Consider the following 24,423-nt stretch of genomic DNA (forward strand, 5'->3'; position numbering starts at 1 on the left):
TCTGTCAGTCTCCTCGCGGAGCCTGAATCACGCCGCGAGTGGATAATCAATGGGTCCTGACCCTAAGGGTGCTTAAGCTTGCCTTGGAGTGAGACCCCAAGCATCCGCCGTCAGTTGCAAGGAGCTGCGGCGGGCCTCGATGTCATAGACATCGCTCATCACGATCAACTCATCGACGCCGGTCTCCATCACCAGCCGGTCGAGGCCACGCTGCACTTGCTCGGGCGTGCCGACGACAGCGCAAGAGAGCATGCGGCTGACATGGGCGCGCTCTTGCGGCGTCCAATAGTCGTCGATCGCATCGATCGGGGGCGGCGAGAGGCGGCGGTCGTTGCGCAAGATGCCGCAAAAGCTCATCTGCGTGGTGGTGAAGAGGCGTTTGGCTTCCTCAGTCGTCTCGGCGCAGACCACATGAGCACCCATCGCGGCATAGGGTTTTGCCAGATATTTCGAAGGTTTGAAGCGGCTCCGGTAAAGCTGCATCGCCTCATGCAAATGATCCGGCGCGAAATGGCTGGCGAAGGCATAAGGCAGGCCAAGCTCGGCTGCGAGCATGGCGCCGAAGGTGGAAGAGCCAAGCATCCAGAAGTCAATCTTCGCCCCCGCTGCCGGATAGGCGCGGATATAGCCGGGATCATTATCAGGCTCGAACCAATGGAAGAGCTCCTCCACATCCTGCGGGAACTCTTGCGCGCGGTTGTTGGTGGTGCGGATCGCGCGCAGCGTCGCCTGATCGGTACCGGGCGCGCGGCCCAGGCCGAGATCCACCCGGCCTGGAAAAAGCCGCGCAAGTGTGCCGAATTGCTCGGCGATGATATAGGGCGCATGGTTGGGCAGCATGATGCCCCCGGCGCCGAGCCGGATCCCCTTGGTGCGCTGGCCGACATGCGCCAGCACCACCGAGGTCGCGGCGGAAGCGATGCCTTCCATATTGTGATGCTCGGCCACCCAATAGCGGGTGAAGCCCAGTTGATCGACCAATGCGGCGGTGTCTTGCGCCTCGGCCAAGGCATCCGAGGCATCGCGGCCTTCGCGCACGCGTACCAGGTCCAAAAGCGAGAGTTTGGCGGGATCAGCCATGATCGGCCCTCCAAGAGATGAAGATCGAGGCCAGAATGCAGCCTGTGAAGAGATATAGGCCCCAAGCGACGTCAACCGTAACGTGACCCGCGCCTTTTGCGATCACGATATAGAGCGCGATTAGGAAGACATCGGCCATCGCAAGTTTGCCCATATGCCGCAGGGCGGGCAAAGCGCGCGGCGACAAGAGCTGCCAATGCAGAAGGGCAAGGCCGATAGTCTTGGCGTAAGGTGCGAAGATCGCAAGAAAGGTCACCACGAGTGCCAGTGGCAAGTCGCTTTGCCACAAAGATTGCAGCCCGGTCATCACCGAAATTTCCGTCATCCCAAAGATCGGCAAAAGCGCTGCCCGCATCAGAGGCGCAAACCATGCGATGGGAAAAAGGACCAACAGGGCAAGGTTGAGATAACGCATGGGCCTCGGGGTGCCAGTGCAGGCGGCGAAGGTCAAGGGCCTGCGCTGCGGGCTTAGGCCGCAAGGGCCGCGCGGAAAAGCGCGACCAGACCCGCGATCAAGATCGCCACCACATGGGTGATCACCAAGCCATGCGCCCAGACCGGGGTTGGGCGGTTGAACCAGACGTGTTTGGCCCAGTGCCCCAAAAGCCCCAGCCAAGCCAGCATGCTCGCCGCTTGCGACAGCTGCGCCAGCACCGGGTCGTCAAATTGCAGGGGGACGAAAAGCCAGACCACCAAAACCGTCGCCCAAGCGGCCAGCCTGCGATTGCCCGGTTCGCGCTGCAAGGCCCCCATAAGACCGGCCAAAGCCAGCGTGGCGGGGAGGGCGATCAAAAGCCAATGCAATATTGGTGAGGGCGTCAGAACTTCGGTTAGGAAGTCAGCGTTCACCGCACCGCCTCAATCGGGCCATGTGCGCGACCGTGGATGAACTGTTGTACGTAAGGATCTGAGGTGCTGTCGAGATCCGCAACCGGCCCGGTCCAGCGCACGAGGCCGCCGTGCAGCATGGCCACTTGATCGGCAATGGCGCGAACCGAGGACATATCATGCGTGATCGTCATCGCGGTTGCCCCCATCTCGACCACAATCTCGCGGATCAGATCATTGATCACGCCGGACATGATTGGATCAAGCCCGGTGGTGGGTTCGTCAAAGAAGATGATCTCGGGCTCGGCGGCGATGGCGCGGGCAAGGCCGACGCGCTTTTGCATGCCGCCCGAAAGCTCAGACGGGTAGAGGTCGGCGACGGTTTCACGCAGGCCCACGCGGCGCAGCTTTTCGATCGCGATGGCGCGGGCCTCGTCCTTGGGGCGTTTGAGGCTGCCGCGCAGCAGGCGGAAGGCGACATTCTCCCAGACCTTCAGGCTGTCGAACAAAGCGCCACCTTGGAACAGCATGCCAAAACGGGCGAGGAAAGCGTCGCGCTCGGCCTTGGTGACATCCTCGCCGTCCAGCGTAATCGTGCCGCTGTCATGGCGCACGAGGCCCAAGATCGACTTCAAGAGCACTGATTTGCCGGTGCCCGAGCCGCCGATCACCACCATGCTGGTGCCTTTGGGGATCACCAGATCCACCCCGCGCAAAACGTGGTTCGGTCCGAAGGATTTGGTGACGCCGGAAAGCTCGATCATGCCGAGAAGAACACCTCTGTCAGCAGGTAATTGGCGGCCAAGATCAGAACCGAGGCCGCAACAACGGCGGATTTGGTTGCAGCCCCCACGCCTTGCGCGCCGCGGGCCGAGTTCATGCCGTGATAGCAGCCCATCAGCGCGACAAGGAAGCCAAAGACCGCGCCTTTGACAAGGCCCGAGCCGATGTCCCAAAATTGCAGGAAATCGACGGTGTTTTTCAGATAAGTGGCCGAGTTGAAATCAAGCCGGGTGATGCCGACAAGCCAGCCGCCCATGATGCCGATCGCATCGCCGACCGCGACCAGAACCGGCACGGTCAGCGTTGCCGCCAAGATCCGCGGCACGGTCAGATATTTCATCGGATGGGTGGAAAGCGTGGTCAGAGCGTCGATCTGCTCGGTGACCTTCATCGTGCCGATCTCGGCCGCGATGGAAGAGGCAACGCGCGCCGCCACCATAAGGCCGCCCAAGACGGGGCCAAGCTCGCGGGCCATGCCAATGGCCACGATCTGCGGCACCACAGCCTCAGCCCCAAAGCGGTTGCCGCCGGCGTAGATCTGCAAGGCCAAGGCCCCGCCGGTGAAAATCGCAGTCATGCCGACGACCGGCAGGCTGAACCAGCCGATTTGCATGACCTGCTGGCCGAATTCGCGCCAATAGAAGGGGGGGCGGAGCATATGCCCCAAAGCCTCAGCGGCGAAGATCGCAACCCGGCCAATGGCTGCCAAGAGCGCCAGCACCGGGCGGCCGATGGCGGCTAGAAGGCTGCTCACCGCCTGCATCAGTTGCGCGCTTCAAGATAGCGGCGCAGATAGCGCGCGCCCATGCCTGTCAGCAGCTCATAGCTGATCGTACCGGCGGCATCGGCCAGTTCGTCCAGCGTTTGATGCGGGCCGAGAATGTCCAAGCTTTTCGGCATTTCGCTGAGATGGGTGATATCAGCGGTGATCATATCCATCGAGACCCGGCCAATCAGCGGGCAGGGCGTCTCACGGTCCCAAAGCATGGCCTTGTTCGACAAGGACCGCAGCAGGCCATCGGCATAGCCTGCCTGCAAAGTGGCGACGATGGATTGCTGCTCGGCCTCCCAAGCGCAGGAATAGCCCACCGCCTCACCCGGCTGCACTTCGCGGGTTTGGATGATCGGCAGCGAGAGCGAGACCACGCGCTGAGCGGTGTCGAAGGGACGGCCACCGTAAAGACCAATGCCGGGACGGGTGAGGTCGAAATGATATTTCGGCCCCAGCATGATGCCGCCCGTCGCCGCCAAAGACCGCGGAATGCCGGTGCCGTCGGTCATTTCGTGGAAGGCTTCAAGCTGCAGCAGGTTCATCGGGTGATCCGGCTCATCTGCGCAAGCCAGATGGCTCATCAGCATCACCGGGCCTGCTTCCAAAAGGATCGGCGCCACGGCCTGCCATTCCAGCATCTCGATGCCCAGCCGGTTCATCCCGGTATCGAGCTGCACGCCAAAGGCATGGCCGGGCAGGGCTTCCAGATGGCGGGTGATCTGCTCAAGGCTATTGAGCATCGGCGTCAGATCAAGATCCGCGATCATATCTGTGTCACCGGCCATATGGCCTGAGAGCACGTTGATCTGCGGCCCTGGCCCCAAGGCCTGCCGCACCGCCGCACCCTCTTCCGAGGCTGCAACGAAGAAACGCCGCGCGCCGGCTTGCGCCAAGGCGCGCGCCACGCGGGGCACGCCCAGCCCGTAGGCGTCCGCTTTCACGACCGCGCCGGTCTGTACGCCCTGTCCCGAAAGCCGGTCCATCGCGCGCCAGTTGTTGGCGATCGCATCGAGGTCAATGGTGAGAGTTGCTGTAGCCATAGCGGGTGTTTGCGGGTCCGTGCTTGCGTGGTCAAGGGGGAATTCGGGCCTAGGCAAGGCCCGACGCAGCGGGGCGGCGGATTAGAAGCCCACGTCCGGCTCACCCTCGCCCTGCCAAGGTTTGGCCAAGTTGCCAAAGCGCGTGAAACGGCCCTCAAACGACAGCTCAACCGAGCCGATCGGCCCGTGACGCTGCTTGCCCAAGATCACCTCGGCCTTGCCATGCGCACGCTCCATGATCTCTTGCCAAGCGGCCATTTTCTCCAGCTCGTGATCGCCGGGCTTTTCGCGTTCCTTATAATATTCATCGCGGTACACGAACATCACCACGTCGGCGTCCTGCTCAATCGAGCCCGATTCCCGAAGGTCAGACAGCTGCGGGCGCTTATCCTCACGGCTTTCCACCTGACGCGACAGCTGCGACAGCGCGATCACCGGGATCGCCAATTCTTTCGCGATCGCCTTCAAGCCTTGAGTAATCTCCGAGACTTCCTGCACCCGGTTCGCCTCCGAGGCTTTGCTCGAGCCTTTCAGAAGCTGCAAATAGTCGATGATCAGCAGGTCCAGCCCATGCGTCCGCTTCAGGCGCCGCGCCCGTGCGGCGACCTGAGAGATCGGCAAAGCGGGGGTGTCATCAATGTAAAGCGGGCAGCTTTCCAAGGTCTTGGCGGCATCGACGAAACGGCGGAATTCGCTTTCGGTCATATCACCGCGCCGGATCTGCTCGGAGGGCACTTCCGAGGCTTCTGACAAGATCCGAGCCGCCAACTGGTCCGCCGACATCTCGAGCGAGAAGAAGCCGACGATACCGCCCTCGACCGCGCCTTCGCTGCCGTCATGCTTGCGGCCGCGTTTGAAGGCTTTGGCAATGTTGAAGGCGATGTTGGTCGCAAGCGAGGTCTTCCCCATCGAAGGGCGACCAGCCAAAATAATCAAGTCGCTGTCATGCAACCCTCCCATTTTCTTATCAAGATCAATGAGGCCGGTGGAAATCCCCGCCAGACCACCGCCGCGCTGATAGGCGGCATTGGCGATGTTCACCGCTTCGGTCACCGCTTTCAGGAAGCTTTGGAAACCACGCTCAACGACACCTTGCTCGCCCAGCTTGTAAAGCCGCTGCTCGGCTTCCGTGATCTGGGCGCGCGGCTCGCTGTCGACCTCGACCTTCTGCGCCTTGGCCGAGATATCGCGGCCCAGTTGAATAAGCTCGCGCCGCACCGCGAGATCATAGATCATCTGCCCGTAATCGCGCGCAGCAAAGGCCGAGATCGCCGAGCTTGCCAGCTTCACAAGATAAGCCGGACCGCCCAACTCGCGCAGACCAGGATCCTCCTCCATAAAGGCCTTAAGGGTCACCGGTGAGGCCAAAGCGTTCTTTTGGATCCGCGCCGCCGCAATCTCAAAGATCCGCGCATGGACGGGGTCGAAGAAATGCTCGGCTTTGATCAGGGCTGCGATGCGGTCGTAAATGTCATTGTTGACCAAGATCGCGCCCAGAAGCTGCTGTTCAGCCTCGATATTATGGGGCAGCGCTTCCGTTTGCTCGTTTGCCGTTGCGGGCAGGGTTGCGGGGCGCAGGGTTGCGATATCGGTCATGTCCGTTCCTCATTTCCCTAAAAGGGGGCGTCCCTCTGGGGGCCGTCTCTGCGCCGCCTCAGCGGGTTTTGGCGGCGCAGCTGCGTCATACTCTGATGCCTGCCAGACCCCTGCAGGGCAATCTGGATAAGCCTGTGGATAGGTCTATGGCCCAAACCGGGATAAGGCCCGGCTCGCAGGCCATCTTCCACAAACCTACCAGATATGGAGGTGATTTGGAGAAATGCTACCACAGAAGCACGCCGATTCGGCGCTTATCCCCAAATCATCCACAGAACAGCCCACCGAATATACCGGTTGATCTGGCGTCTTGGCTGAGAATGGCCAAGCTGCGCCGCCCTTTGGGGCGGCGTTGGCTGGGCCGGAGAGCGCTAGGCTCAGCCCTTCGGCTGCGCCGCCTCACGCTCGGCGGCCACGCGAGCCTGCCATTCGCGCGGCGATTTCAGGAAGTCTTCCACCCCCGCAAGGGTCTCTTCGTCAAAGCTGCCTTGCGCGCGCGCCTCAGCCAGCATGTCCCACCAAGTGCAAAGGTGAATAAGCTTCACGCCATGATCGCCGAGCCGGGCTTCGGTCTCGGGGAAGATGCCATAATAGAAGATCACGGCCGTATGGCCGCAAGTGGCACCCGTGTCGCGGATCGCATCCACGAAGGACAGCTTCGAGCCGCCATCGGTGGTCAGATCTTCAACCAACAAGACCCGCTGGCCTTCCGTCATTGCGCCTTCGATGCGCGCGTTGCGGCCATAGCCTTTCGGCTTTTTGCGCACATAGGTCATCGGCAAAGCCAGACGCTCGGCCACCAACGCGGCAAAAGGAATGCCCGCCGTCTCGCCACCGGCGATATTGTCAAAGGCCTCAAACCCGGCCTCGCGCATCACCGTCACCGCCAGAAAATCCATCAACATGCTGCGGATGCGCGGATAAGAGATCAGTTTGCGGCAATCGATGTAGGTGGGCGAGGGCAGGCCAGAAGCCAGAGTGAAGGGCTCGCGGGCATTAAAATGCACCGCGCCGATTTCCAGAAAGGCGCGCGCCGTCAGACGGGCGATTTCTTCTTTGGGCGGGAAAGCGGCGGGGATCATGGCGGGCTCCTAGGGCAGCGTTATCATCGGGCCACGCGCGTGCCGCGCAGCCATTTCATCTTGACTTAAATACTCCCCCGCCGGAGGCGTCGCGGCTGCGGCGGGGCAATCACGTCGAACAACTCAGCGCGGGCGCTCAGCTTTCCACCTGCCAATGCACGGGGAAGCCGGGATCGAAGACGGTCACCGGGCCGGCTTCGGTCAGGATCTTGGCCGGGAAGCTTTGCGGCACTTCATGTTTCACCATCCGGATCTGCGCGTCATTGGCGGGCAGGCGGTAGAAAGCAGGGCCATTCAATGAGGTGAAGGCCTCAAGCCGCTCCAAAGCGCCGTCTTCTTCAAAGACATGCGCCAAAAGCGGCATGGTGTTGGTGGCGGTGAAGCAGCCGGCGCAGCCACAGGCATGCTCTTTCAACGCATCGACATGCGGCGCGGAATCGGTGCCAAGGAAGTAGCAGGCCTTGCCGCTGGTCGCGGCTTTGCGCAAAGCCAGACGGTGCTCTTCGCGCTTGGCCACCGGCAGGCAATAGTAATGCGGCTTGATGCCACCGACCAAGATATGGTTGCGGTTGATGATCAGGTGATGCGTGGTGATGGTCGCGGCCAGATTGGCGCCACCTTCCGCCGCATAATCCGCGCCTTGTTTGGTGGTGATATGCTCCATCACCACACGCAGGTCCGGCAGGCGGCGGCGCAGGGGATCAAGCACAGTGTCGATGAAGACGGCTTCGCGGTCGAAGATGTCGACCTCGGCCGTGACCACCTCGCCATGCATGCACAAAGGCAGGCCGATCTCGGCCATTTTCTCCAAGACCGGCATGACCTTATCGAAATCGCGCACGCCGGAATGGGAGTTGGTCGTGGCCCCCGCCGGGTAAAGCTTGACCGCCTTCACCAGCCCCGAAGCCGCCGCTGCCGCCACATCCGCAGCATCGGTGCCTTCGGTAAGGTAGAGCGTCATCAAAGGCTCAAACTGCGCGCCATCGGGCAGGGCGGCCAGAATGCGGTCGCGGTAGGCGCTGGCATCGGCCGAAGTCACCACCGGAGGCACCAGATTGGGCATGATGATGGCCCGGGCGAAATGCCGGGTGGTTTCGGGCAAGACACCTTTCAACATTGCGCCATCGCGCAGGTGCAGGTGCCAATCATCGGGGCGGCGGAGCGTGATCTGTTGCATATGTCTCGCCTAGCCTATCCGCGGCTTTGGTGCCAGAGGGCGCGCAGCATTTCGGATGGAAACAGCTGTAATCCTTTGGTGCTGTGCGAAGGTGGCCCGCAGGGCAGGGGCCGAGGCTTAGGACTGCTCGGCCTCAGGCGCTTCAGCCTTGGCAATTTCGGCGGCGGCAAGCTGTTCCAGCCGTGCGGCAAAGCGCGGCGCGCGCATGCGTTTGACCACTGAACGGCAAATCATCTCTTCGAATTTCGGGCGGTCTTGCGCCGCGACATGCGCCAAAAGCCCACGCAGCCAAGGCGAGGAATCGCGTCGTGCCCGCCACAGCTTGGCAAAGCTGGCCTCGGTCAGGCTGCCCGCCATCGCCTCTTCGATAATCTTTTCAAGGATCTGCATCCCCGACAGCGCCCGTTCTGTGGCATCGCGGGTGTGGGGCGCTTTCAAAGCCGTCACCCAAGGCGCGCGGAAGAGGGCTGCATGCATTGCATCCAGCGCATTCAGTGGATCATGCAGCAGCCAGACCCGGCCAGCGCCTTCGGTCATGTCGGGCGCATAGCCATAGCGCGAGGTGAAATCCATCCGCCGCGCTGCCAAGTCGCGCTTATCCCAGCCCACGATCTGCGGGTCTTGCGTGGCGCGCGGGGCAATCGCCAACACCGAACAGCCCGGCGCGGTTACGGCATAGGCGCAAGCAGCATGGCCCGCAGGCCCCGCACCCATGAACAAAACCTTGTCGAAATCATCGAAAAACGCGTCATCGACCAGCCGGTCGAAATAGCCCCAGACCGCGCGGTCGCGCCACCAAGTCTCACCTTCGGCAATCACCGTCAGCAATGACCAGCCGCGTTCTTTGCACATGGCATAAGCCGCCGGCAGTTTGTCGGGGCGGGATCGGATCGCCTCGGCCCGCTCAAACGTCACCAGCAGGGTGGTGCGGTCCTCGGCGAAGAAAGCCCAGTGCTTTTTGCCCAAAGGCTCAAGATAGCCGTCATCTTCCGCAATAGCGTCCATAGCCTGCAGCCAAGCCGTGTCTGAGGCACCAGCCGTTACGGCAGGTGTAAGGTCAGCTTCGGTGATCAAGGGCTGGTCGGACATCAATGCGGCACCATACGCACCGCCAGAACATCCTGAGGCGCTGCTTTCTTGTAGTCCAATTGTCTTACACAACAAGTAACGATCACCGCTGCGATCCCCCTGGCTGTGCAACACTTTGTTTTCAAGATCGCAACGGTCGGGCGGGGGGCGCTTGGCGCCTTATGCAAAACGGGCGAGGAAATCCCCGCCCGCTTGCCGCGAACTCGTCTTGTTGATGAAGCTTTAGACTTAGAAGAAAGCCTGCAACCCGGTGACCGCACGGCCCAAAATTAGGGCGTGAACGTCATGGGTGCCTTCATAGGTGTTCACGGTCTCAAGGTTGACCATGTGACGGATCACTTGGAACTCTTCCGAGATGCCGTTGCCGCCATGCATGTCACGGGCCCAGCGCGCAATATCCAGCGCCTTACCGCAGTTGTTGCGCTTGATGATCGAGATCATCTCGGGCGCGGCATTAGCCTCGTCGAGAAGGCGGCCAACGCGCAAGCAAGCTTGCAGGCCAAGCGAGGTCTCGGTCAGCATATTGGCAAGCTTCAGCTGGAAGAGCTGGGTCTGTGCAATCGGTTTGCCGAATTGCTTGCGGTCAAGGCCGTATTGGCGCGCGGCATTGAGGCAGAACTCGGCCGAGCCCATCACGCCCCAAGCGATGCCATAGCGTGCGCGATTGAGGCAGCCAAACGGACCTTTCAGGCCTTCGACATTCGGCAAAAGCGCATCTTCGCCGACTTCGACATTGTCCATGACGATTTCGCCAGTGATCGAGGCGCGAAGCGAGAGCTTGCCGCCCACTTTCGGCGCGCTCAGGCCCTTGGTGCCCTTATCAAGCACGAAGCCACGGATCTTGCCGCCATGTACTTCGGACTTGGCCCAGACCACGAACACATCCGCGATCGGCGCGTTCGAGATCCACATTTTCGCGCCGTTGAGCACATAGCCATTGGCGGTTTTCTTGGCGACGGTCTTCATGCCAGCCGGGTCCGAACCTGCATCCGGCTCGGTCAGACCAAAGCAGCCGATCCACTCGCCCGAGGCCAGTTTCGGCAGATATTTCTGGCGCTGCGCTTCCGAGCCATAGGCATAGATCGGATACATCACCAAGCTCGACTGCACCGACATCATGCTGCGATAGCCGGAATCGACGCGCTCAACCTCGCGCGCCACCAGACCATAAGCCACATAAGAGGCGCCAAGCCCGCCGTATTCTTCCGGCACGGTCACGCCCAGAAGCCCCATCTCACCCATTTCGCGGAAGATGTTCGGATCGGTGCTTTCCTCGCGATAAGCGGCAATCACGCGCGGCTGCAGCTTTTCTTGCGCGAAGGTGCGGGCGGCATCGCGCAGCATCCGCTCATCTTCGGTCAGTTGCAGATCCATGCGGAAGGGGTCTTCCCAGTCAAAGCGCGACAGATCCGGCGCGTCCTTGGCCTTCAGTTTGGGTTTGTCGGTCATGCTCGGTCCTTTTCGCAGCTTTTGGCCTCGGGGCGGGGCCGTGTTTTGAGATGCGGCTCCATTGGCGGTTATCCTTGCATGAAAGCGCGGGCGGGACTATCGAAACTCCATCCGCTATATATGAGGATATGGAATAGATGATCCCGCGCCGCCATCTGCCCAGCCTGACCGCCTTGCACGCTTTGGACGCGCTGGACCGTCTTGGAACTACGGCGGCGGCGGCGCAGGAGTTGTCGCTAACGCAAGGCGCAATTTCGAAACAATTACAATCGCTTGAAGAGGCTTTGGGCGCGCCGGTTCTGATCCGGCAGGGGCGGCAGTTGCGGCTAACCCCCGGCGGGCAGGACTTTGTATCTGAGGCGCGTAAGGCGCTGAAAATCCTTTCCGATGCGTCGCTGAACTTGCGGGCCAATCCGCGCGGCGGCACGCTCAATCTGGCGATTCTGCCGGCCTTTGGCATGCATTGGCTGGCGCCGCGTCTGGCCAATTTCGCCCGCGCCCATCCCGAGGTTACGGTGAACCTCTCCACGCGCCTGCGCCCCTTCGATTTCGCCGCCACCGGCTTTGATGCGGCGATCCATTATGGCCGTAAGGACTGGCCGGGTGTGAGCTACCTTAAACTTATGGAGGAACAGGTTCTGGCCGTCGGCGCGCCTTCGCTTTTGCAAAAGCCAATCCATTCTGCCTTGGAGATCATGGACTTGCCGCTTTTGCAGCTTGATAGCCGCAGCGGTGATTGGGCGCGCTGGCTCAGCCATCACAACCATCCGAACATCCGCCCCCCGGCGATGCTGTTCGACCAATTCTCCACCATGGCGCAGGCCGCGATCCATGGCATGGGGCTGGCCCTGATGCCGGTTTTCCTGATTGAAGAAGACCTCGCCGCCGGACGCCTCCTGCCGGCTTTTGGCGGTCCGGTCCCCGCGCTTGGTGCCTATTACCTCACCTGGCCCGAAGGGCGGCCGCTGCGCGCTCCGCTTGCCTCGTTCCGCGATTGGCTGGGGGCAAGCCAAGATCTCGCCCCGCATGACCCGCCACAGTCAGCACCTTAGTCGCAAGCTGGCAGAGCAGACTTGACCCACGGCCCGCCCGCGCCGCAGCATCGCGGCCGGAGGCCAAATGACCCAAACCATCCCCGACAGCATAGATGCGGTTGAGACGCTTCTCGCCCAGCACAACTATGTCGCCAGCCGGGCGCTGGCGACGGTGATCTTCCTGTCGCTCCGCCTAGGCCGCCCGCTTTTCCTTGAGGGGGAAGCAGGCGTCGGCAAGACCGAGATCGCCAAGACCCTCGCCAAGGCCTTGGGCCGTCGGCTGATCCGGTTGCAATGCTATGAGGGGCTCGATGCCGCTTCGGCGGTGGCGGAGTGGAACTTTGCCGCGCAGATGATCGCGATCCGCAGTTCAGAAGTCACTTCAGGATCGGGTCGCAATCTATTGAAATCAGATCTTTTCTCGGAAGACTACCTGATCGCCCGCCCGCTCTTGGAGGCTATGCGTCCGCAAGAAGGTGGTGCCCCGATACTCCTCATTGATGAGATCGATCGCACCGATGAACCCTTTGAAGCCTTCCTTCTCGAAGCCCTTTCCGACTTCCAAGTCACCATCCCCGAGCTTGGCACCATTCGCGCGCCCGAGCCGCCGATTGTTATCCTCACTTCCAACCGCACCCGCGAAGTGCATGACGCGCTGAAACGCCGCTGCCTTTACCACTGGGTCGATTTCCCCGATCTCACCCGCGAACTTTCCATCCTGCAAGCCCGCGCGCCCGAGGCCTCTGCAGCCCTCAGCCGCGAAGTCGTCGGCTTCGTCCAACGCCTGCGCCAAGAGGATCTCTTCAAGAAACCTGGCGTGGCTGAGACCATTGATTGGGCGAAATGCCTTCTCGCCCTCGATGTCATCGCGCTCAGCCCTGAGACCATCTCCGACACGCTTGGCGCCGTCCTCAAATACCAAGACGACATCCAAAAGATCGAAGGCAGCACCGCCAAACGGCTCTTGGAGGAGGTCCGCCGCGACCTTGCCCCCGTATGAGCGGCCTTTATCATTTTCTGTCTTCAAATATCCCACGGGGGGTCCGGGGGGCGTGAAGCCCCCCGGCTGCCGTCATGAGCACACTCCCCGATCTCCCCCTGCCGCCAGACCCCAAACTTGCGCAAAACATCACTCATTTCATCCGGGCTTTGCGCAAAGCGGGGCTCCCGGTCGGTCCGGGCCGCACACTGGACGCGATACGCGCGGTTGAAGCGGTGGGTTTCACCCAGCGCGCGGATTTCTTTCATGCTTTGCAAGCCGTGCTGGTCAGCTGCCCCGAAGAGCGTCTGATCTTCGCGCAGATCTTCCGGCTTTTCTGGCGTGATCCGCGCTATCTCGAACAGATGATGAGCCTGATGCTGCCGCAGATCCGCGGCGCTCAGACCGACCGTCCCGCCGATGCGGGGGAAAAGCGCGCGGCTGAAGCTTTGCTTGATGGCCAATTGCCGCCGCCGCCCGAGGCGGCCCCGCGCGAAGAGATTGAGATTGACGCCACCGCCACAATCTCAACCACCGAACGCCTGCGCCATCTCGACTTTGAGCAAATGTCGATCGAAGAGATCCAAGCCGCCAAACGCGTCCTCGCCACGCTAAGCTTGCCAGTCCGCCCGCTCCCCAGCCGCCGCAGCCGCGCCGCCGTGCTTGGCCCTCAACTCGATCCGCGCCGCACCTTGCGTGAGGCGATGCGGCGCGGCGGCGAGATCGAGCGCATCGCCCGCAAAGCGCCCCTGATCCGCTGGCCCAATCTGGTGGTGCTTTGCGACATCTCGGGCTCAATGTCGGATTACAGCCGCATGGTCTTGCATTTTGTCCATGCGGTGGCCAATCGCCACGGCCCAAGCGGCAGCAAAAAGGCCCAAGCTTGGGGGCAGGTGCATGCCTTCACCTTCGGCACAAGGCTGACCAATATCACCCGCCATTTGCGTGCCCGCGATGTCGATGCGGCGCTGGCTGCCGCGGGGCAAGAGGCGCAGGACTGGTCGGGCGGCACCCGGATTGGCGCCTCGCTTTTGGCCTTCAACCGCGATTGGGGGCGGCGGGTTTTGGGGCAGGGCGCGGTGGTCTTGCTGATCACCGACGGGCTTGACCGCGATGAGACCGGCCAATTGGCCCGCCAGATGCAGCGTTTGCAGCTCTCCTGCCGGCGGCTCATCTGGCTGAACCCCTTGCTGCGCTGGACTGGCTTTGCGCCAAAAGCCAGCGGGATCAAGGCGATGCTGCCTTACGTCGACAGCTTCCGCGCCGCCCATTCCATCGCCTCGCTTGAGGCTTTGGCCAAAGCCCTGTCCGATCCGCACGACAATGGCGAGCGGGCGCGTCTCCTGCAGGCGATGGCACAAGAGCGGTAGGCCTCATCATCGGCGGAACCAGTCTCATAACAACGGGTTGTTATGGCATAGCGGGGCCGCACTGGCTTAGCTGAAGCCATCAAAACGCCATTGCCGGGAATCACCCGGGCCCAATGGCGCTCAGCAAAGGATAGGGAATGCGCAAGCTTCTAACCTGCACCACAGCTCTTTCGGTCGCTTTGTCGACCGCTCCCATCATGCCCGCTTATGCCCAAAGCGTGACCGCGGATGGTTCAGTGATCGGCCCTGATGGTGCCGTGCTTTGCACGCCCACGGCCGAAGCGAAATGTGATCTTGATGCGATCACCCGCGCTTTGAAAGACGCCGAAGCCGCCGCTGCAGCCGAGGCGGCTGCCGCACAAGCAGAGGCCGAGGCCGCGGCGGCAGAAGCTGAAGCTGCGGCGGCTGCCGCTGCGGCTGAAGCTGAGGCTGCTGCCGCCCAAGCCGCGGCTGAGGCTGAAGCCGCCCAGACGGCTGCCGCAGAAGAAGCCGCGCGCGTTGCCGCCGAAGCAGAGGCCGCGCAGGCCGCTGCCGAGGAAGAGGCGGCGCGTGTCGCGGATGAAGCCGCTGCCGCTCAGGCCGCTGCCGAGGAAGAGGCCGCCCGCGCCGCCGCTGAGGCGGATGCCGCCGCCGCAGCTGAAGCCGAAGCCGCCGCCCAAGCCGCAAGCGATGCAGAAGCCGCACAGGCTGAGGCGGAAGCCGCTGCAGCTGCCGCCGCTGCCGAGGCTGAAGCTGCAGCCGCAGAAGCTGCCGCCGCCGAAGGCGCTGTGGTTGACGGTGAGGCCGAAGCCGCTGCCGCCGAGGCCGAAGCCGCCGAAGCGGCTGAGCCCGCCGCCGAGGTGCCGGCAGAACCCGCAGCAGATGCGGATGCCAATGACGCCAATCTGATCGATCCTGCAACCGGTGAGCCGGTGGTGACGGATGAGGCAACGGATCCGGCCGTGACCGATGGGCCTGCCGCCGAAGAAGCAGCACCTGCTGATGCTGTGACCGATCCCGCAGCTGACCCGACGGCGACCGATGCACCGGCGGATCCGCTTTTGCCGGAAGAAGAGGCCGCAACCGATTTGGCCAGTGATCCTGCCACCACGGCCGATGTCGAGCCGGTGGATGAGCCGGTGGTGACCGAAGAGGCCGCGGGGGCGCTCGGCAACATCCTTGCCCTGCCGACGGTGACCGAAGAGATCGCCGAAGGCGTAGAAGCTCCGGTGGAAGGTGAGACTCCGGCCGAAGGCGAAGCGACGGCAGAACTCCCCGAAGTGGCACTGCCAGAAGCCGCCAACGCCACGCTTTCAACCTCGGGTGCTCCGGCGGCCGAAGGTGAGGTGCCGGCCGAGGCCGCTCCGGTGGCTGTGGTCAGCGAGGTTGTCTCGGCTGAGAACACCCGTACCTCCGAGCAGGAATTCGCCGCCGCCCCGGTTGCGGTCTCCAAGGGCAAAAAGTCGGGCCTTTCGAATCTTGAGAAGGCCGGCTTGGTCGCGCTTGGCGCCTTGGTCGTCGGCTCGGTGATCAACAACAGCAAGAAAGACACCCGCGAAGTGGTGTCGAACACCGGCGACCGCGTGGTCGTGCAGAACGCCGATGGCAGCTATTCTGTCTATAAAGATGACGATGCGGTGCTGCGCCGTCCGGGTGTGCAAACCACGACCGAGACCTATCGTGACGGCTCGATCCGCACCGTGGTGCAGCGCGCTGATGGCACGCAAGTGGTGACGGTGCGCGATGCCTCGGGCCGGGTTCTGCGCCGTGCGGCCTATGACCAAGACGGCCGTGAGCGGATCTTGATTGATGATCTCTATCCTGAAGAGCGCATTGATATCAGCCGCTTGCCGCAACCGCGCCCGGACCGGGTGAGGATTTCGACCTCGGACAGCGATGCAGGTCTGAAGGCCGAGATGGCGGCGATGGAGGCCGCCGAACTGGGACGCAAGTTCAGCCTGCGCCAGATCCGTGAGATCCCGCAGGTGCGCGCTCTGGCCGCGATGATCGAGGTGGATAACATCACCTTCGACACCGGCTCCTCGGGCATCAAGGCTTCGGAAGCGCGCAAGCTTTCCGACATCGGTCGGCTGATCCAGCAGCTGCTGGCGGCCAACCCCGATGAGGTGTTCTTGATCGAAGGCCACACCGATGCCGTCGGCTCGGCCTCGTCTAACCTCGCGCTCTCGGACCGCCGTGCGGAATCCTTGGCGCTGGCTTTGACGGAATATTTCGACATTCCGCCGGAGAACATGGTGGTGCAGGGCTATGGCGAATCTGAGTTGAAGATCGAGAGTGGCGGCGATGAGCGTGCCAATCGCCGGGTGGTCGTGCGGCTGATCACGCCCTTGATGCGCACGGCTCTGCCGCGCTAAGCGCCTCTGCGTGAAAGGCTTCGGCCCCGTCCGGTACCTGCCGGGCGGGGCTTTCTTATGGCCTGCTGAGCGGCTTAAGACCTTTTGCCAGTGGTCTGCGACTGTGCCGCGTCGCATCATGCCGCCAGAGGGAGGCCCGCATGACCGAACAGCCAGCCAAGTCGCCGGATTATGACAGCATCATTGAGACAGCGCTGCACTGGCAGCGCGAGGGGCGTGGCGCGGCCTTGGCCACTGTGGTCGAGACTTGGGGGTCTGCCCCGCGCCAGCCCGGCAGCCAATTGGCGGTCTCGGGGCAGGGCGAGATCACCGGCTCCGTCTCGGGTGGTTGCGTGGAAGGCGCGGTGGTGACCGAAGCGCTTGAGGCGATCATCGACGGCCAGCCGCGGCTTTTGAGCTTTGGGGTCAGCGATGACTCGGCCTTTTCGGTTGGTTTGGCGTGCGGAGGCACCATTCGGGTTCTGGTCGAGCCTTTGGGCGAAGGCGACGCGCGGCTCTCGGAAGAGATGGTCGGCGTCGTCGTCAATGCGCGGTCGGCGCGGCGGCCGATTGCGATTGAGGTCGACACCGAGACTTGGGCACGCCAGTTGATCCGTCCCGGAGAAGACGCCGCCGCCGATGCACGCTTTCGCAGCGATCTTTCCGGCATGGAGGAGGGCGGGCGCTTTTTGGCCATTCACAACCCGCCCTTGCGGCTGATCATCGTGGGGGCGGTGCATATCGCGCAGGCCTTGGTGCCAATGGCGCGGCTTGCGGGCTATGATCCGACCGTGATCGACCCGCGTGGCAGCTTTGGCGCCCCGGCGCGCTTTCCCGGTGAGCGACTGGTCGATGACTGGCCTGATGAGGCCTTGGCTGAGCTGAGGCCTGACAGCCGCACGGCGGTGGTCACTTTGACCCATGACCCGAAGCTTGATGATCCGGCGATCCTGGCGGCGCTGGCGTCGGATTGCTTCTACCTTGGCTGTCTTGGGTCGCGCCGCACCCATGCGCAACGGCTTGAGCGGATGGAGAATGCCGGGATCGGACCGGAAGGAATTACCCGTATCCACGCCCCGGTGGGCTTGGCGATTGGTGCCAAAACCCCGGCCGAGATTGCAATATCGATCCTTGCTCAAATAACGCAGGTGCTGCGGCAGGGGGGCTAAGCGGTTGGCGATAAGCTTGGCCCAAAAATGCAGACGGGGGCCAATGGCCCCCGACGTGTAACGATCTGATCCAGCGCTTATTTCGCGCCGATCATCATCACCATTTGCCGGCCTTCCAGCTTCGGCATCGATTCCACTTTGCCCGCTTCGGCCACATCAGCGGCAACCCGGTGCAGAAGCTCAAGCCCCAGCTGTTGGTGGGCCATCTCACGGCCACGGAAGCGCAAAGTGATCTTCACCTTGTCGCCCTCGCCAAGGAACTTCAGGACCGAACGCATCTTGACCTGATAGTCATTCTCATCCGTGCCAGGACGGAATTTGATTTCCTTGATCTCGATGACCTTCTGCTTCTTGCGCGCTTCGGCCTCTTTCTTCTGCGTCTCGTACTTGAACTTACCAAAGTCCATGATTTTGCAGACAGGAGGTTCAGCGTTGGGCGAGATCTCGACAAGATCCAGACCGGCCTCTTCAGCCATGATCAGGGCGCGCGCCGGGGTGACGACCCCAACGTTTTCGCCATCGGCGCCGATCAAGCGGATTTCAGGGGCGCGGATGCGGTCGTTGATGCGCGGGCCGTTATCGCGGCTGGGCGGCGGCGCATTGTGCGGACGACGGGCTATGGTGGTGGTCCTTTCGGTTGTGACTGAACCCTCCCAATCTACGCGCAAGGCCGGGGCGGTTCAACCCCGCCCATTCTTGGGTTTTCACGGTAAAAGCAAGCGAAAACCACCAAGATTGGGAAAGGATATCGGCAGTGTGGGCTGAAAGACTTCCCAATTGGCTGACGCAATGGCATATGCAATCCCATCCGGGAAACCCGGTCATGGGAGATTGACATGAACAAGAATGTTATCATCGGGGCCGTTGTGGTCCTGCTGGCCGCTGCTGGCTATTATCAATTCAGCTATAAGCCCGCTCAAGAGGCTGCTGCGGTGGCTGCGGCGGAAGCTGCTGCGAAGGCCGAGGCCGAGAAGGCTGCTGCCGCTGCTGCGGAAGAAGCCAAGAAGGCAGAAGAGGCTGCTGCTGCCGCTGCAAAGGCTGCGGAAGAAGAGGCCGCTGCTGCCGCCAAGGCTGCTGAGGAAGAGGCGGCTGCCGCCGCTGCGAAAGCCGCTGAAGAGGCTGCTGCCGCCGCTGCGAAAGCCGCTGAAGAGGCTGCTGCCGCCGCCAATGCGGCTGCTGACGCCGTGACCGAAGCCGCCGAAGGCGCAGCCGAAGCCGCGAGCGATGCCGTTGAAGCGGCCGGTGAAGCCGCTGGTGATGCAGCAGCTGCTGCAGGTGAAGCTGCCGGTGACGCAGCCGCCGCTGCGGGCGAGGCTGCTGGCGCGGCAGGCGATGCTGCTGCTGCGGTGCTTGACCCGGCGAATTTCAATGCGGATGCCGTGGCCGCGATGATTGAGGGGTCCTCGCTGGACGCCACCACCAAAGCTGCACTGAAAACGGCTGTCGAGGCTGCCAAAGCCAATCCGGCACTGGCCGCCGACACGATCGCACAAGTGAAGGCCGCTCTGGGCCTCTGAGGCTCAGGCAAATTTCGCAAGAGCTTTCGGGCCGCGAGGGAAACCGCGCGGCCCTTTCCTATGGGGGCATCCCCGCCCCAAGGCGACACAGAAAAAGGCGGCAGGAAGATCTCCTGCCGCCCTTTTTTAATGGGTAAGCATGTGGCGGCTTAGATACCTTCGCCAACAAAGGCCTTTTCGACCACGAATTGCTTGGGGTCCGAGTTGGCGCCTTCCTCAAGCCCGAAACCTTCAAGGATCGCCTTGACATCGACGTTGAAGGCCAAAGATCCGCACACCATCGCGCGGTCCTCTTCGGGGTTCATCTTCGGTAGGCCAAGGTCTTCAAAGACTTTACCCGAAGTGAGGTTATCGGTGACGCGACCCATGTGGTGGAACTCCTCACGGGTGCAGGTCGGGTAATACAGAAGCTTATCGCCCACCAATTCGCCGATCAGCGGATCATCCTTCAGGCTCTCCACCAGTTGGCGGCCATATTCCAGCTCATCCACCGTGCGGCAGGTGTGCATCATGATGACTTGTTCATATTTCTCATAGGTCTCCGGCTCGCGCATCAGTGAGGCGAAGGGGGCAAGGCCGGTGCCGGTGGCCAAGAACCAAATCCTTTTGCCGGGAAGCAAAGCATCATGCACCAATGTACCAACGGGCTTGGGACGCATAATGATCTCGTCACCGACTTTAATGTGCTGGAGTTTCGAGGTCAGCGGGCCTTCCGGCACTTTGATCGAATAGAATTCCAGCTCTTCGTCCCAAGCCGGCGAGGCGATGGAATAGGCGCGCAGCAAGGGTTTGCCGTTGTCGCCCATGAGGCCGATCATCACAAACTCGCCCGAGCGGAAGCGCAAGCTGGCCGGGCGCGAGACGCGGAAGCTGAACAGCCGGTCGGTCCAATGCGTCACTTGGGTGACGGTCTGCGCATCGGGCAGATGCGGCTTGGCCGGACGGTCCGGGGTCGCGGGCGAGGGGGGCACAGATGCGTTCATCACAAGGGTCTCGGAGGTCATGGGCAGGGCTTTCTTCTACGTCAGGCTTGGGCGAGGGGAAAGCCCCCGGACCCTGCGGCACGTTGAAGTGAGACGGCGTTTAGGCGCGCAGACGCGCTTGGTAGTCATGCGCCCGCCAATCAGCGCGAGACTGCCATTGCTCCCAAGGCTGGCGCGCGGCGAGTTCTTCCGAGATCTCGGCCCCGTCAAAGCCCACCCGCCGCGCCATGGCATATTGATCGGCGATGATATGACCATGGGCGAGAAGCTGGCCCTTATAGCCGAGCATCCGCAGCCGCCGCGCGATGGTAAAGGCGCGCCCGTCTGAGAAGGCGGGAAAGGCCACCCGGATCAAAGTGATGCCGTCAAGCTTGCCCTCAAGCAGATCCGGATCATCGGTATTGGCGAGATCCAAGGCAACGGTTTCCGGCGTGCGTTCGGCCAGCGGGACAATGTTGCGCGCCGTGGCGGGTTCGAAGCCAATGTCGGTGACAATAATGCTCAACGTATTCTCCTCTCGCGCAGCAAATTCGTTCAAACGAATTTGGCAAATTTCTGTGAAGAAATTTGGTTCCTGTTTAAGCCGCGCTGTCCTTTGGTTGACGGACGACCGCGCCGCCGGTGAAATGGATGCCGCATTCAGATTTGGCCTGGCCACGCCAGCGACCCGAGCGTGGGTCTTCGCCAGGTTTCACCGGACTCGTGCAGGGCGCGCAGCCGATCGAAGGGTATCCCTTGGCCACCAGTGGGTGCCGGGGCAGACGGTTTTCCACCATATATTCTTCTAGATCCTCGCGCCCCCAATGGGCGAGTGGGTTCACTTTGATGCGGAAGTCACCCTCATTCTCAAAGAAGTCTAAGGTGCCGCGTTCCGAGTTCTGAAAGCGCTTGCGCCCGGTGATCCAGCCGTCAAATTTGGCCAGCGCCCGCTCCAAAGGTTCTACCTTTCGGATATTGCAGCAAGAATCCGTGTTGAACTGATGCAGGGTTCCGTCAGGGTCTTCGAAATTCACCCGTGCGGGATTGGCGCGGATGGTGCGGACATCACAAAGGTTCAGGCTGTCGGCCAGTTGACGCTGATACTCCAAGGTCTCGGCAAAGAGCATGCGGGTGTCGACGAAAAGCACCGGGGTTTCGGGCGCAATGACAGACACAAGGTGCAAGAGCACCACCGATTCCGCTCCGAAAGATGAAACCAAGGCGACCCGGCCCAGATCCGCATCTTTCAGCGCATGTTCCAGCACCGCTGTGGCCGAGTGGTGGCGATAGCGCGTATTGAGCGCTGCCACCCGTTCGGCCACGGGGCCCGCATGCAAGCCCCCAAGATCACGCGGCATCACGACCGGCCTCGGCGTAAAGAGCGGCCTTGAACGGCTCAATCCCCAGCCGTTTGTAGGCCTGCAAGAAGGTTTCCTCGACGCTGTGGCGCTGCGCGAGATAGGCGCGCAGGATGCGCTCCACCGCGCCCGTCACCTGATCATAGGCAAAGCCGGGGCCGGTTTTCTCGCCAACCACGGTGTCTTCGGTGCCATCGCCGCCAAGGGTGATCTGGTAGTTTTCCACTCCGGCGCGGTCGAGGCCCAAGATGCCGATATGACCAACATGGTGGTGGCCGCAGGCGTTGATGCAGCCCGAGATCTTGATCTTCAGCGGCCCAACCTCTTCTTCCAGCCCAACTTCGCGCAGTTTCAGCGCCAGCTCTTGTGCAACCGGGATCGAGCGGGCGGTGGCCAGCGCGCAGTAATCCATGCCAGGGCAGGCAATGATATCGGACGCGAGCCCCACATTGGCCGTGGCAAGCCCGGCCTGCGCCAAGGCCGCATGCAGTGCCGGCAGGTCAGATTTATGGACATGTGGCAGGATCACGTTTTGCTCATGGCTGATGCGCAGCTCATCATGGCCGTAGCGCTCAGCCAGGTCGGCCAGAAGCCGCATCTGATCCGCCGTCGCATCGCCGGGGGTGTCGCCGTGCGCCTTGAGGCTAACGGTGACAATCGCATAGCCCTCGGCCCTATGCTGGGCGAGGTTGCGATCGGCCCAAGCGCGGAACACAGGATCAGCTTTGTAGAAGGCATCATAGGCTTCAGTGGGCGCATCGCGGAAGGCGGGCGGCGCAAAGGCCGCGCGAATGCTGTCCAACAGCGCCTGATCGGCGCCGCCAAAAAGCGGGCGCAGCTCTGCAAAGCGCTCTTCGATCATGCGCGAGATTTCGGCTTTGCCGGTCTCATGCAAGGTAATCTTGATGCGGGCTTTGTACTTATTATCGCGCCGGCCCAGCACGTTATAGACGCTGAGCACCGCCTCGACGTAAGGCAGAAGATCATTCACCGGCAGGAAGTCCCGCACCACCATGCCGACCATCGGCGTGCGGCCAAGGCCGCCGCCTACGAGCACGGTAAAGCCCGGCTCACCGACTTCATTGCGGGTCATCCGCAACCCGATGTCATGCGCGCCTGTCACCGCGCGGTCATTCGGTGCGCCGGTGATGGCGATCTTGAACTTGCGCGGCAGAAACTGGAACTCGGGGTGGTCGGTCGACCATTGCCGCAAAAGCTCGGCATAGGGACGCGGGTCTTCGATCTCATCGGCCGAGGCCCCAGCGAAATGGTCCGCCGTCACGTTGCGCACGCAATTGCCCGAGGTCTGGATCGCATGCATGCCAACATCGGCCAGAGCCGAGAGGATCGCTGGCACATCGGGCAGTTTCGGCCAGTTGAACTGGATGTTCTGCCGGGTGGTGAAATGGCCGTAGCCTTTGTCATAGGTCTGGGCGATCATCGCCAGCTGGCGCATCTGACGCGGATTGATCGTGCCATAAGGGATCGCGACCCGCAGCATATAAGCATGCAGCTGCAGATAAAGGCCGTTCATCAAACGCAAAGGCCGGAACTCTTCTTCGGTCAGGCTGCCGTCCAAACGACGCTCTACCTGATCGGTGAATTGCGCCACGCGGGCCCGCACGAAGGACTCGTCAAAATCGGTGTAGTCATACATTCGTAAGATCCACTTGCTTGCCGTGGGCGTAGTTCGAGGGGCCGCGGGTGCGGAAGGCTTCGCGGAAATGGGTGGGCTCAGGCCCGTTCGGGCCCTGCTTGGCGTCGGCCAAATAGGCGCCAACCACTTCCAGTTTCGCGGCATTGGCATGCAGCAGCCGCAGCTGGCCATGCGCCTCATCCTCGATCAGCTCGGCCTCATGGTGCACAAGCGACCAACGATCATCGGCGGTGAGATAGACCACATCGCCTTCGCGCAAGCGGTTGGCGGTGACGACTTTCGGGGTGAAGCTACGGCTCATGCGCGGGCCTCCTTCAGCTGGTCGATGGCGGGGGCGGCCGCGCGCGGGGCAAGGCCGTATAGAAGGATCGCGGGGCCCGAAAGCTCGGCCACAGCGGTGGGCAGGGTCGCAAGCGTGGCGGAAAGAATGCGCTGGTCATCGCGTGAGACATTCTCAACCACGGTGACGGCGGTCTCGGGCGAGGCGCCATGCATCATCAGCCGACCCTGCAGGTAGCGGGCGGATTTCTTACCCATGTAGATCGCGGCAACTTCACCCGGACGGGCAAGGCCGCGCCAATCTTGCTCGGCAAAGCCTTCCATCACATGGCCGGTGAGGATGCGCAGCCCGGTGTTGCGGCCCCGCTTGGTCAGGCTTTGGCCAATGGCGGCGGCGGCGACGGAAGCGGTGGTCAGGCCGGGCAGGATGCGGAAGATAAGGCCTTGCGCCTCGAGCGCTTCGATTTCTTCATCCAAACGTCCAAAGACGCCGCAATCGCCGCCTTTCAGCCGCACGACCCGCGCGCCGCTTTGTGCGGCCTCGACAAGGATCCGGTTGATCTCAGATTGCGCGGTGGAAGCGCCAAATCCCTCTTTGCCCACGTCGATGCGGCGTGCTTGCGGCGGGGCCAGCTCTAGCACCTCGGCGCCGACGAGGCGGTCATGAATGACCACCTCGGCCGCGGAAAGCGCGCGCGCGGCCGCCATCGTCAAATGATCGGCCGAGCCGGGACCGGCGCCGACGAAGAAGACGGGATGAAATTGCGGCATGGCGGGCATCCGGACTGGAGTTTCTGGTCTCTATATAGAAGATTTTCCCTCATTTTTGCCAGATCCCCTTGCGGATAAGGATCATTGTTCCGATACTG

At 62.2% G+C, this 24,423-nt stretch carries 24 protein-coding genes; 6 read left to right on the plus strand and 18 right to left on the minus strand.

Going from position 1 to position 24,423, the window contains the following annotated elements; translation table 11 throughout:
- Positions 1-72: 72 nt before the first annotated feature.
- The 11 genes from Q9295_RS16975 to Q9295_RS17025 form a co-directional block, all read right to left on the minus strand.
- A complete protein-coding gene (locus Q9295_RS16975; protein WP_306681774.1) occupies positions 73-1,080 on the minus strand; it encodes an LLM class flavin-dependent oxidoreductase in 1,008 nt (335 codons plus the stop codon).
- On the minus strand, positions 1,073-1,495 hold the full coding sequence (locus Q9295_RS16980; protein WP_306681775.1) for a paraquat-inducible protein A: 423 nt from the start codon (positions 1,493-1,495) through the stop codon (positions 1,073-1,075). The genes Q9295_RS16975 and Q9295_RS16980 overlap by 8 nt, the downstream gene beginning before the upstream one ends.
- Positions 1,496-1,548: 53 nt before the next feature.
- Positions 1,549-1,929, minus strand: a complete 381-nt coding sequence (locus Q9295_RS16985; RefSeq protein ID WP_306681776.1) for a hypothetical protein — start codon at positions 1,927-1,929, stop codon at positions 1,549-1,551.
- Positions 1,926-2,672 (minus strand): ABC transporter ATP-binding protein, encoded by a 747-nt coding sequence (locus Q9295_RS16990; protein ID WP_306681777.1) that lies wholly within the window; start codon positions 2,670-2,672, stop codon positions 1,926-1,928. Before Q9295_RS16990 ends, Q9295_RS16985 begins: the two co-directional genes overlap by 4 nt.
- Entirely contained in the window at positions 2,669-3,454 is a 786-nt protein-coding gene (locus Q9295_RS16995; RefSeq protein WP_306681778.1) for an MlaE family ABC transporter permease, read from the minus strand. Before Q9295_RS16995 ends, Q9295_RS16990 begins: the two co-directional genes overlap by 4 nt.
- A complete protein-coding gene (alr, locus tag Q9295_RS17000; RefSeq protein ID WP_306681779.1) occupies positions 3,454-4,503 on the minus strand; it encodes an alanine racemase in 1,050 nt (349 codons plus the stop codon). Before alr ends, Q9295_RS16995 begins: the two co-directional genes overlap by 1 nt.
- A gap of 81 nt (positions 4,504-4,584) precedes the next feature.
- On the minus strand, positions 4,585-6,099 hold the full coding sequence (locus Q9295_RS17005) for a replicative DNA helicase (protein ID WP_306681780.1): 1,515 nt from the start codon (positions 6,097-6,099) through the stop codon (positions 4,585-4,587).
- A 377-nt stretch (positions 6,100-6,476) separates the two neighbouring features.
- The gene (locus tag Q9295_RS17010) at positions 6,477-7,181 is read right to left on the minus strand and encodes an orotate phosphoribosyltransferase (RefSeq protein WP_306681781.1); all 705 of its coding nucleotides are present in this window, start codon (positions 7,179-7,181) and stop codon (positions 6,477-6,479) included.
- A gap of 136 nt (positions 7,182-7,317) precedes the next feature.
- Entirely contained in the window at positions 7,318-8,358 is a 1,041-nt protein-coding gene (gene pyrC / locus Q9295_RS17015; protein WP_306681782.1) for a dihydroorotase, read from the minus strand.
- 117 nt (positions 8,359-8,475) lie between these two features.
- Positions 8,476-9,447, minus strand: a complete 972-nt coding sequence (locus Q9295_RS17020) for a phosphoadenosine phosphosulfate reductase (protein ID WP_306681784.1) — start codon at positions 9,445-9,447, stop codon at positions 8,476-8,478.
- A gap of 228 nt (positions 9,448-9,675) precedes the next feature.
- Positions 9,676-10,896 carry an acyl-CoA dehydrogenase gene (locus Q9295_RS17025; RefSeq protein WP_306681785.1) on the minus strand — a complete coding sequence of 407 codons (1,221 nt, stop codon included), beginning with the start codon at positions 10,894-10,896 and terminating at the stop codon, positions 9,676-9,678.
- Between the two features lie 137 nt (positions 10,897-11,033).
- On the opposite strand from Q9295_RS17025, the gene Q9295_RS17030 reads away from it, so the two are divergent.
- From Q9295_RS17030 to Q9295_RS17050, 5 genes are all read left to right on the plus strand, one after another.
- Positions 11,034-11,948, plus strand: coding sequence for a LysR substrate-binding domain-containing protein (locus Q9295_RS17030; RefSeq protein WP_306681786.1), 915 nt, complete (start codon positions 11,034-11,036; stop codon positions 11,946-11,948).
- 67 nt (positions 11,949-12,015) lie between these two features.
- Complete coding sequence (locus Q9295_RS17035) at positions 12,016-12,930, plus strand: AAA family ATPase (RefSeq protein WP_306681787.1); 915 nt, start codon at positions 12,016-12,018, stop codon at positions 12,928-12,930.
- A 74-nt stretch (positions 12,931-13,004) separates the two neighbouring features.
- On the plus strand, positions 13,005-14,279 hold the full coding sequence (locus Q9295_RS17040; RefSeq protein ID WP_306681788.1) for a vWA domain-containing protein: 1,275 nt from the start codon (positions 13,005-13,007) through the stop codon (positions 14,277-14,279).
- 137 nt (positions 14,280-14,416) lie between these two features.
- Positions 14,417-16,633 carry an OmpA family protein gene (locus Q9295_RS17045; RefSeq protein ID WP_306681789.1) on the plus strand — a complete coding sequence of 739 codons (2,217 nt, stop codon included), beginning with the start codon at positions 14,417-14,419 and terminating at the stop codon, positions 16,631-16,633.
- Between the two features lie 140 nt (positions 16,634-16,773).
- Positions 16,774-17,781 (plus strand): XdhC family protein, encoded by a 1,008-nt coding sequence (locus Q9295_RS17050; protein ID WP_306681790.1) that lies wholly within the window; start codon positions 16,774-16,776, stop codon positions 17,779-17,781.
- A gap of 77 nt (positions 17,782-17,858) precedes the next feature.
- Here the strand turns inward: Q9295_RS17050 and infC are convergent, their stop codons facing one another.
- The gene (gene infC / locus Q9295_RS17055; RefSeq protein WP_306681791.1) at positions 17,859-18,449 is read right to left on the minus strand and encodes a translation initiation factor IF-3; all 591 of its coding nucleotides are present in this window, start codon (positions 18,447-18,449) and stop codon (positions 17,859-17,861) included.
- Between the two features lie 168 nt (positions 18,450-18,617).
- On the opposite strand from infC, the gene Q9295_RS17060 reads away from it, so the two are divergent.
- Positions 18,618-19,298, plus strand: coding sequence for a hypothetical protein (locus tag Q9295_RS17060; RefSeq protein WP_306681792.1), 681 nt, complete (start codon positions 18,618-18,620; stop codon positions 19,296-19,298).
- A gap of 149 nt (positions 19,299-19,447) precedes the next feature.
- Here the strand turns inward: Q9295_RS17060 and Q9295_RS17065 are convergent, their stop codons facing one another.
- From Q9295_RS17065 to cobA, 6 genes are all read right to left on the minus strand, one after another.
- The gene (locus Q9295_RS17065; RefSeq protein WP_306681805.1) at positions 19,448-20,281 is read right to left on the minus strand and encodes a ferredoxin--NADP reductase; all 834 of its coding nucleotides are present in this window, start codon (positions 20,279-20,281) and stop codon (positions 19,448-19,450) included.
- Between the two features lie 100 nt (positions 20,282-20,381).
- Positions 20,382-20,786, minus strand: a complete 405-nt coding sequence (locus Q9295_RS17070; RefSeq protein WP_373457479.1) for a DUF934 domain-containing protein — start codon at positions 20,784-20,786, stop codon at positions 20,382-20,384.
- A gap of 73 nt (positions 20,787-20,859) precedes the next feature.
- The gene (locus Q9295_RS17075) at positions 20,860-21,618 is read right to left on the minus strand and encodes a phosphoadenylyl-sulfate reductase (protein ID WP_306681793.1); all 759 of its coding nucleotides are present in this window, start codon (positions 21,616-21,618) and stop codon (positions 20,860-20,862) included.
- Complete coding sequence (locus tag Q9295_RS17080) at positions 21,608-23,275, minus strand: nitrite/sulfite reductase (protein WP_306681794.1); 1,668 nt, start codon at positions 23,273-23,275, stop codon at positions 21,608-21,610. Before Q9295_RS17080 ends, Q9295_RS17075 begins: the two co-directional genes overlap by 11 nt.
- Positions 23,268-23,576 carry a DUF2849 domain-containing protein gene (locus Q9295_RS17085; protein WP_306681795.1) on the minus strand — a complete coding sequence of 103 codons (309 nt, stop codon included), beginning with the start codon at positions 23,574-23,576 and terminating at the stop codon, positions 23,268-23,270. The genes Q9295_RS17080 and Q9295_RS17085 overlap by 8 nt, the downstream gene beginning before the upstream one ends.
- Positions 23,573-24,325, minus strand: a complete 753-nt coding sequence (cobA, locus tag Q9295_RS17090) for a uroporphyrinogen-III C-methyltransferase (protein WP_306681796.1) — start codon at positions 24,323-24,325, stop codon at positions 23,573-23,575. Before cobA ends, Q9295_RS17085 begins: the two co-directional genes overlap by 4 nt.
- Between the last annotated feature and the right edge of the window lie 98 nt (positions 24,326-24,423).

This window comes from Pseudogemmobacter lacusdianii (genome assembly GCF_030848395.1).
Classification (GTDB): Bacteria; Pseudomonadota; Alphaproteobacteria; order Rhodobacterales; family Rhodobacteraceae; genus Pseudogemmobacter; species Pseudogemmobacter lacusdianii.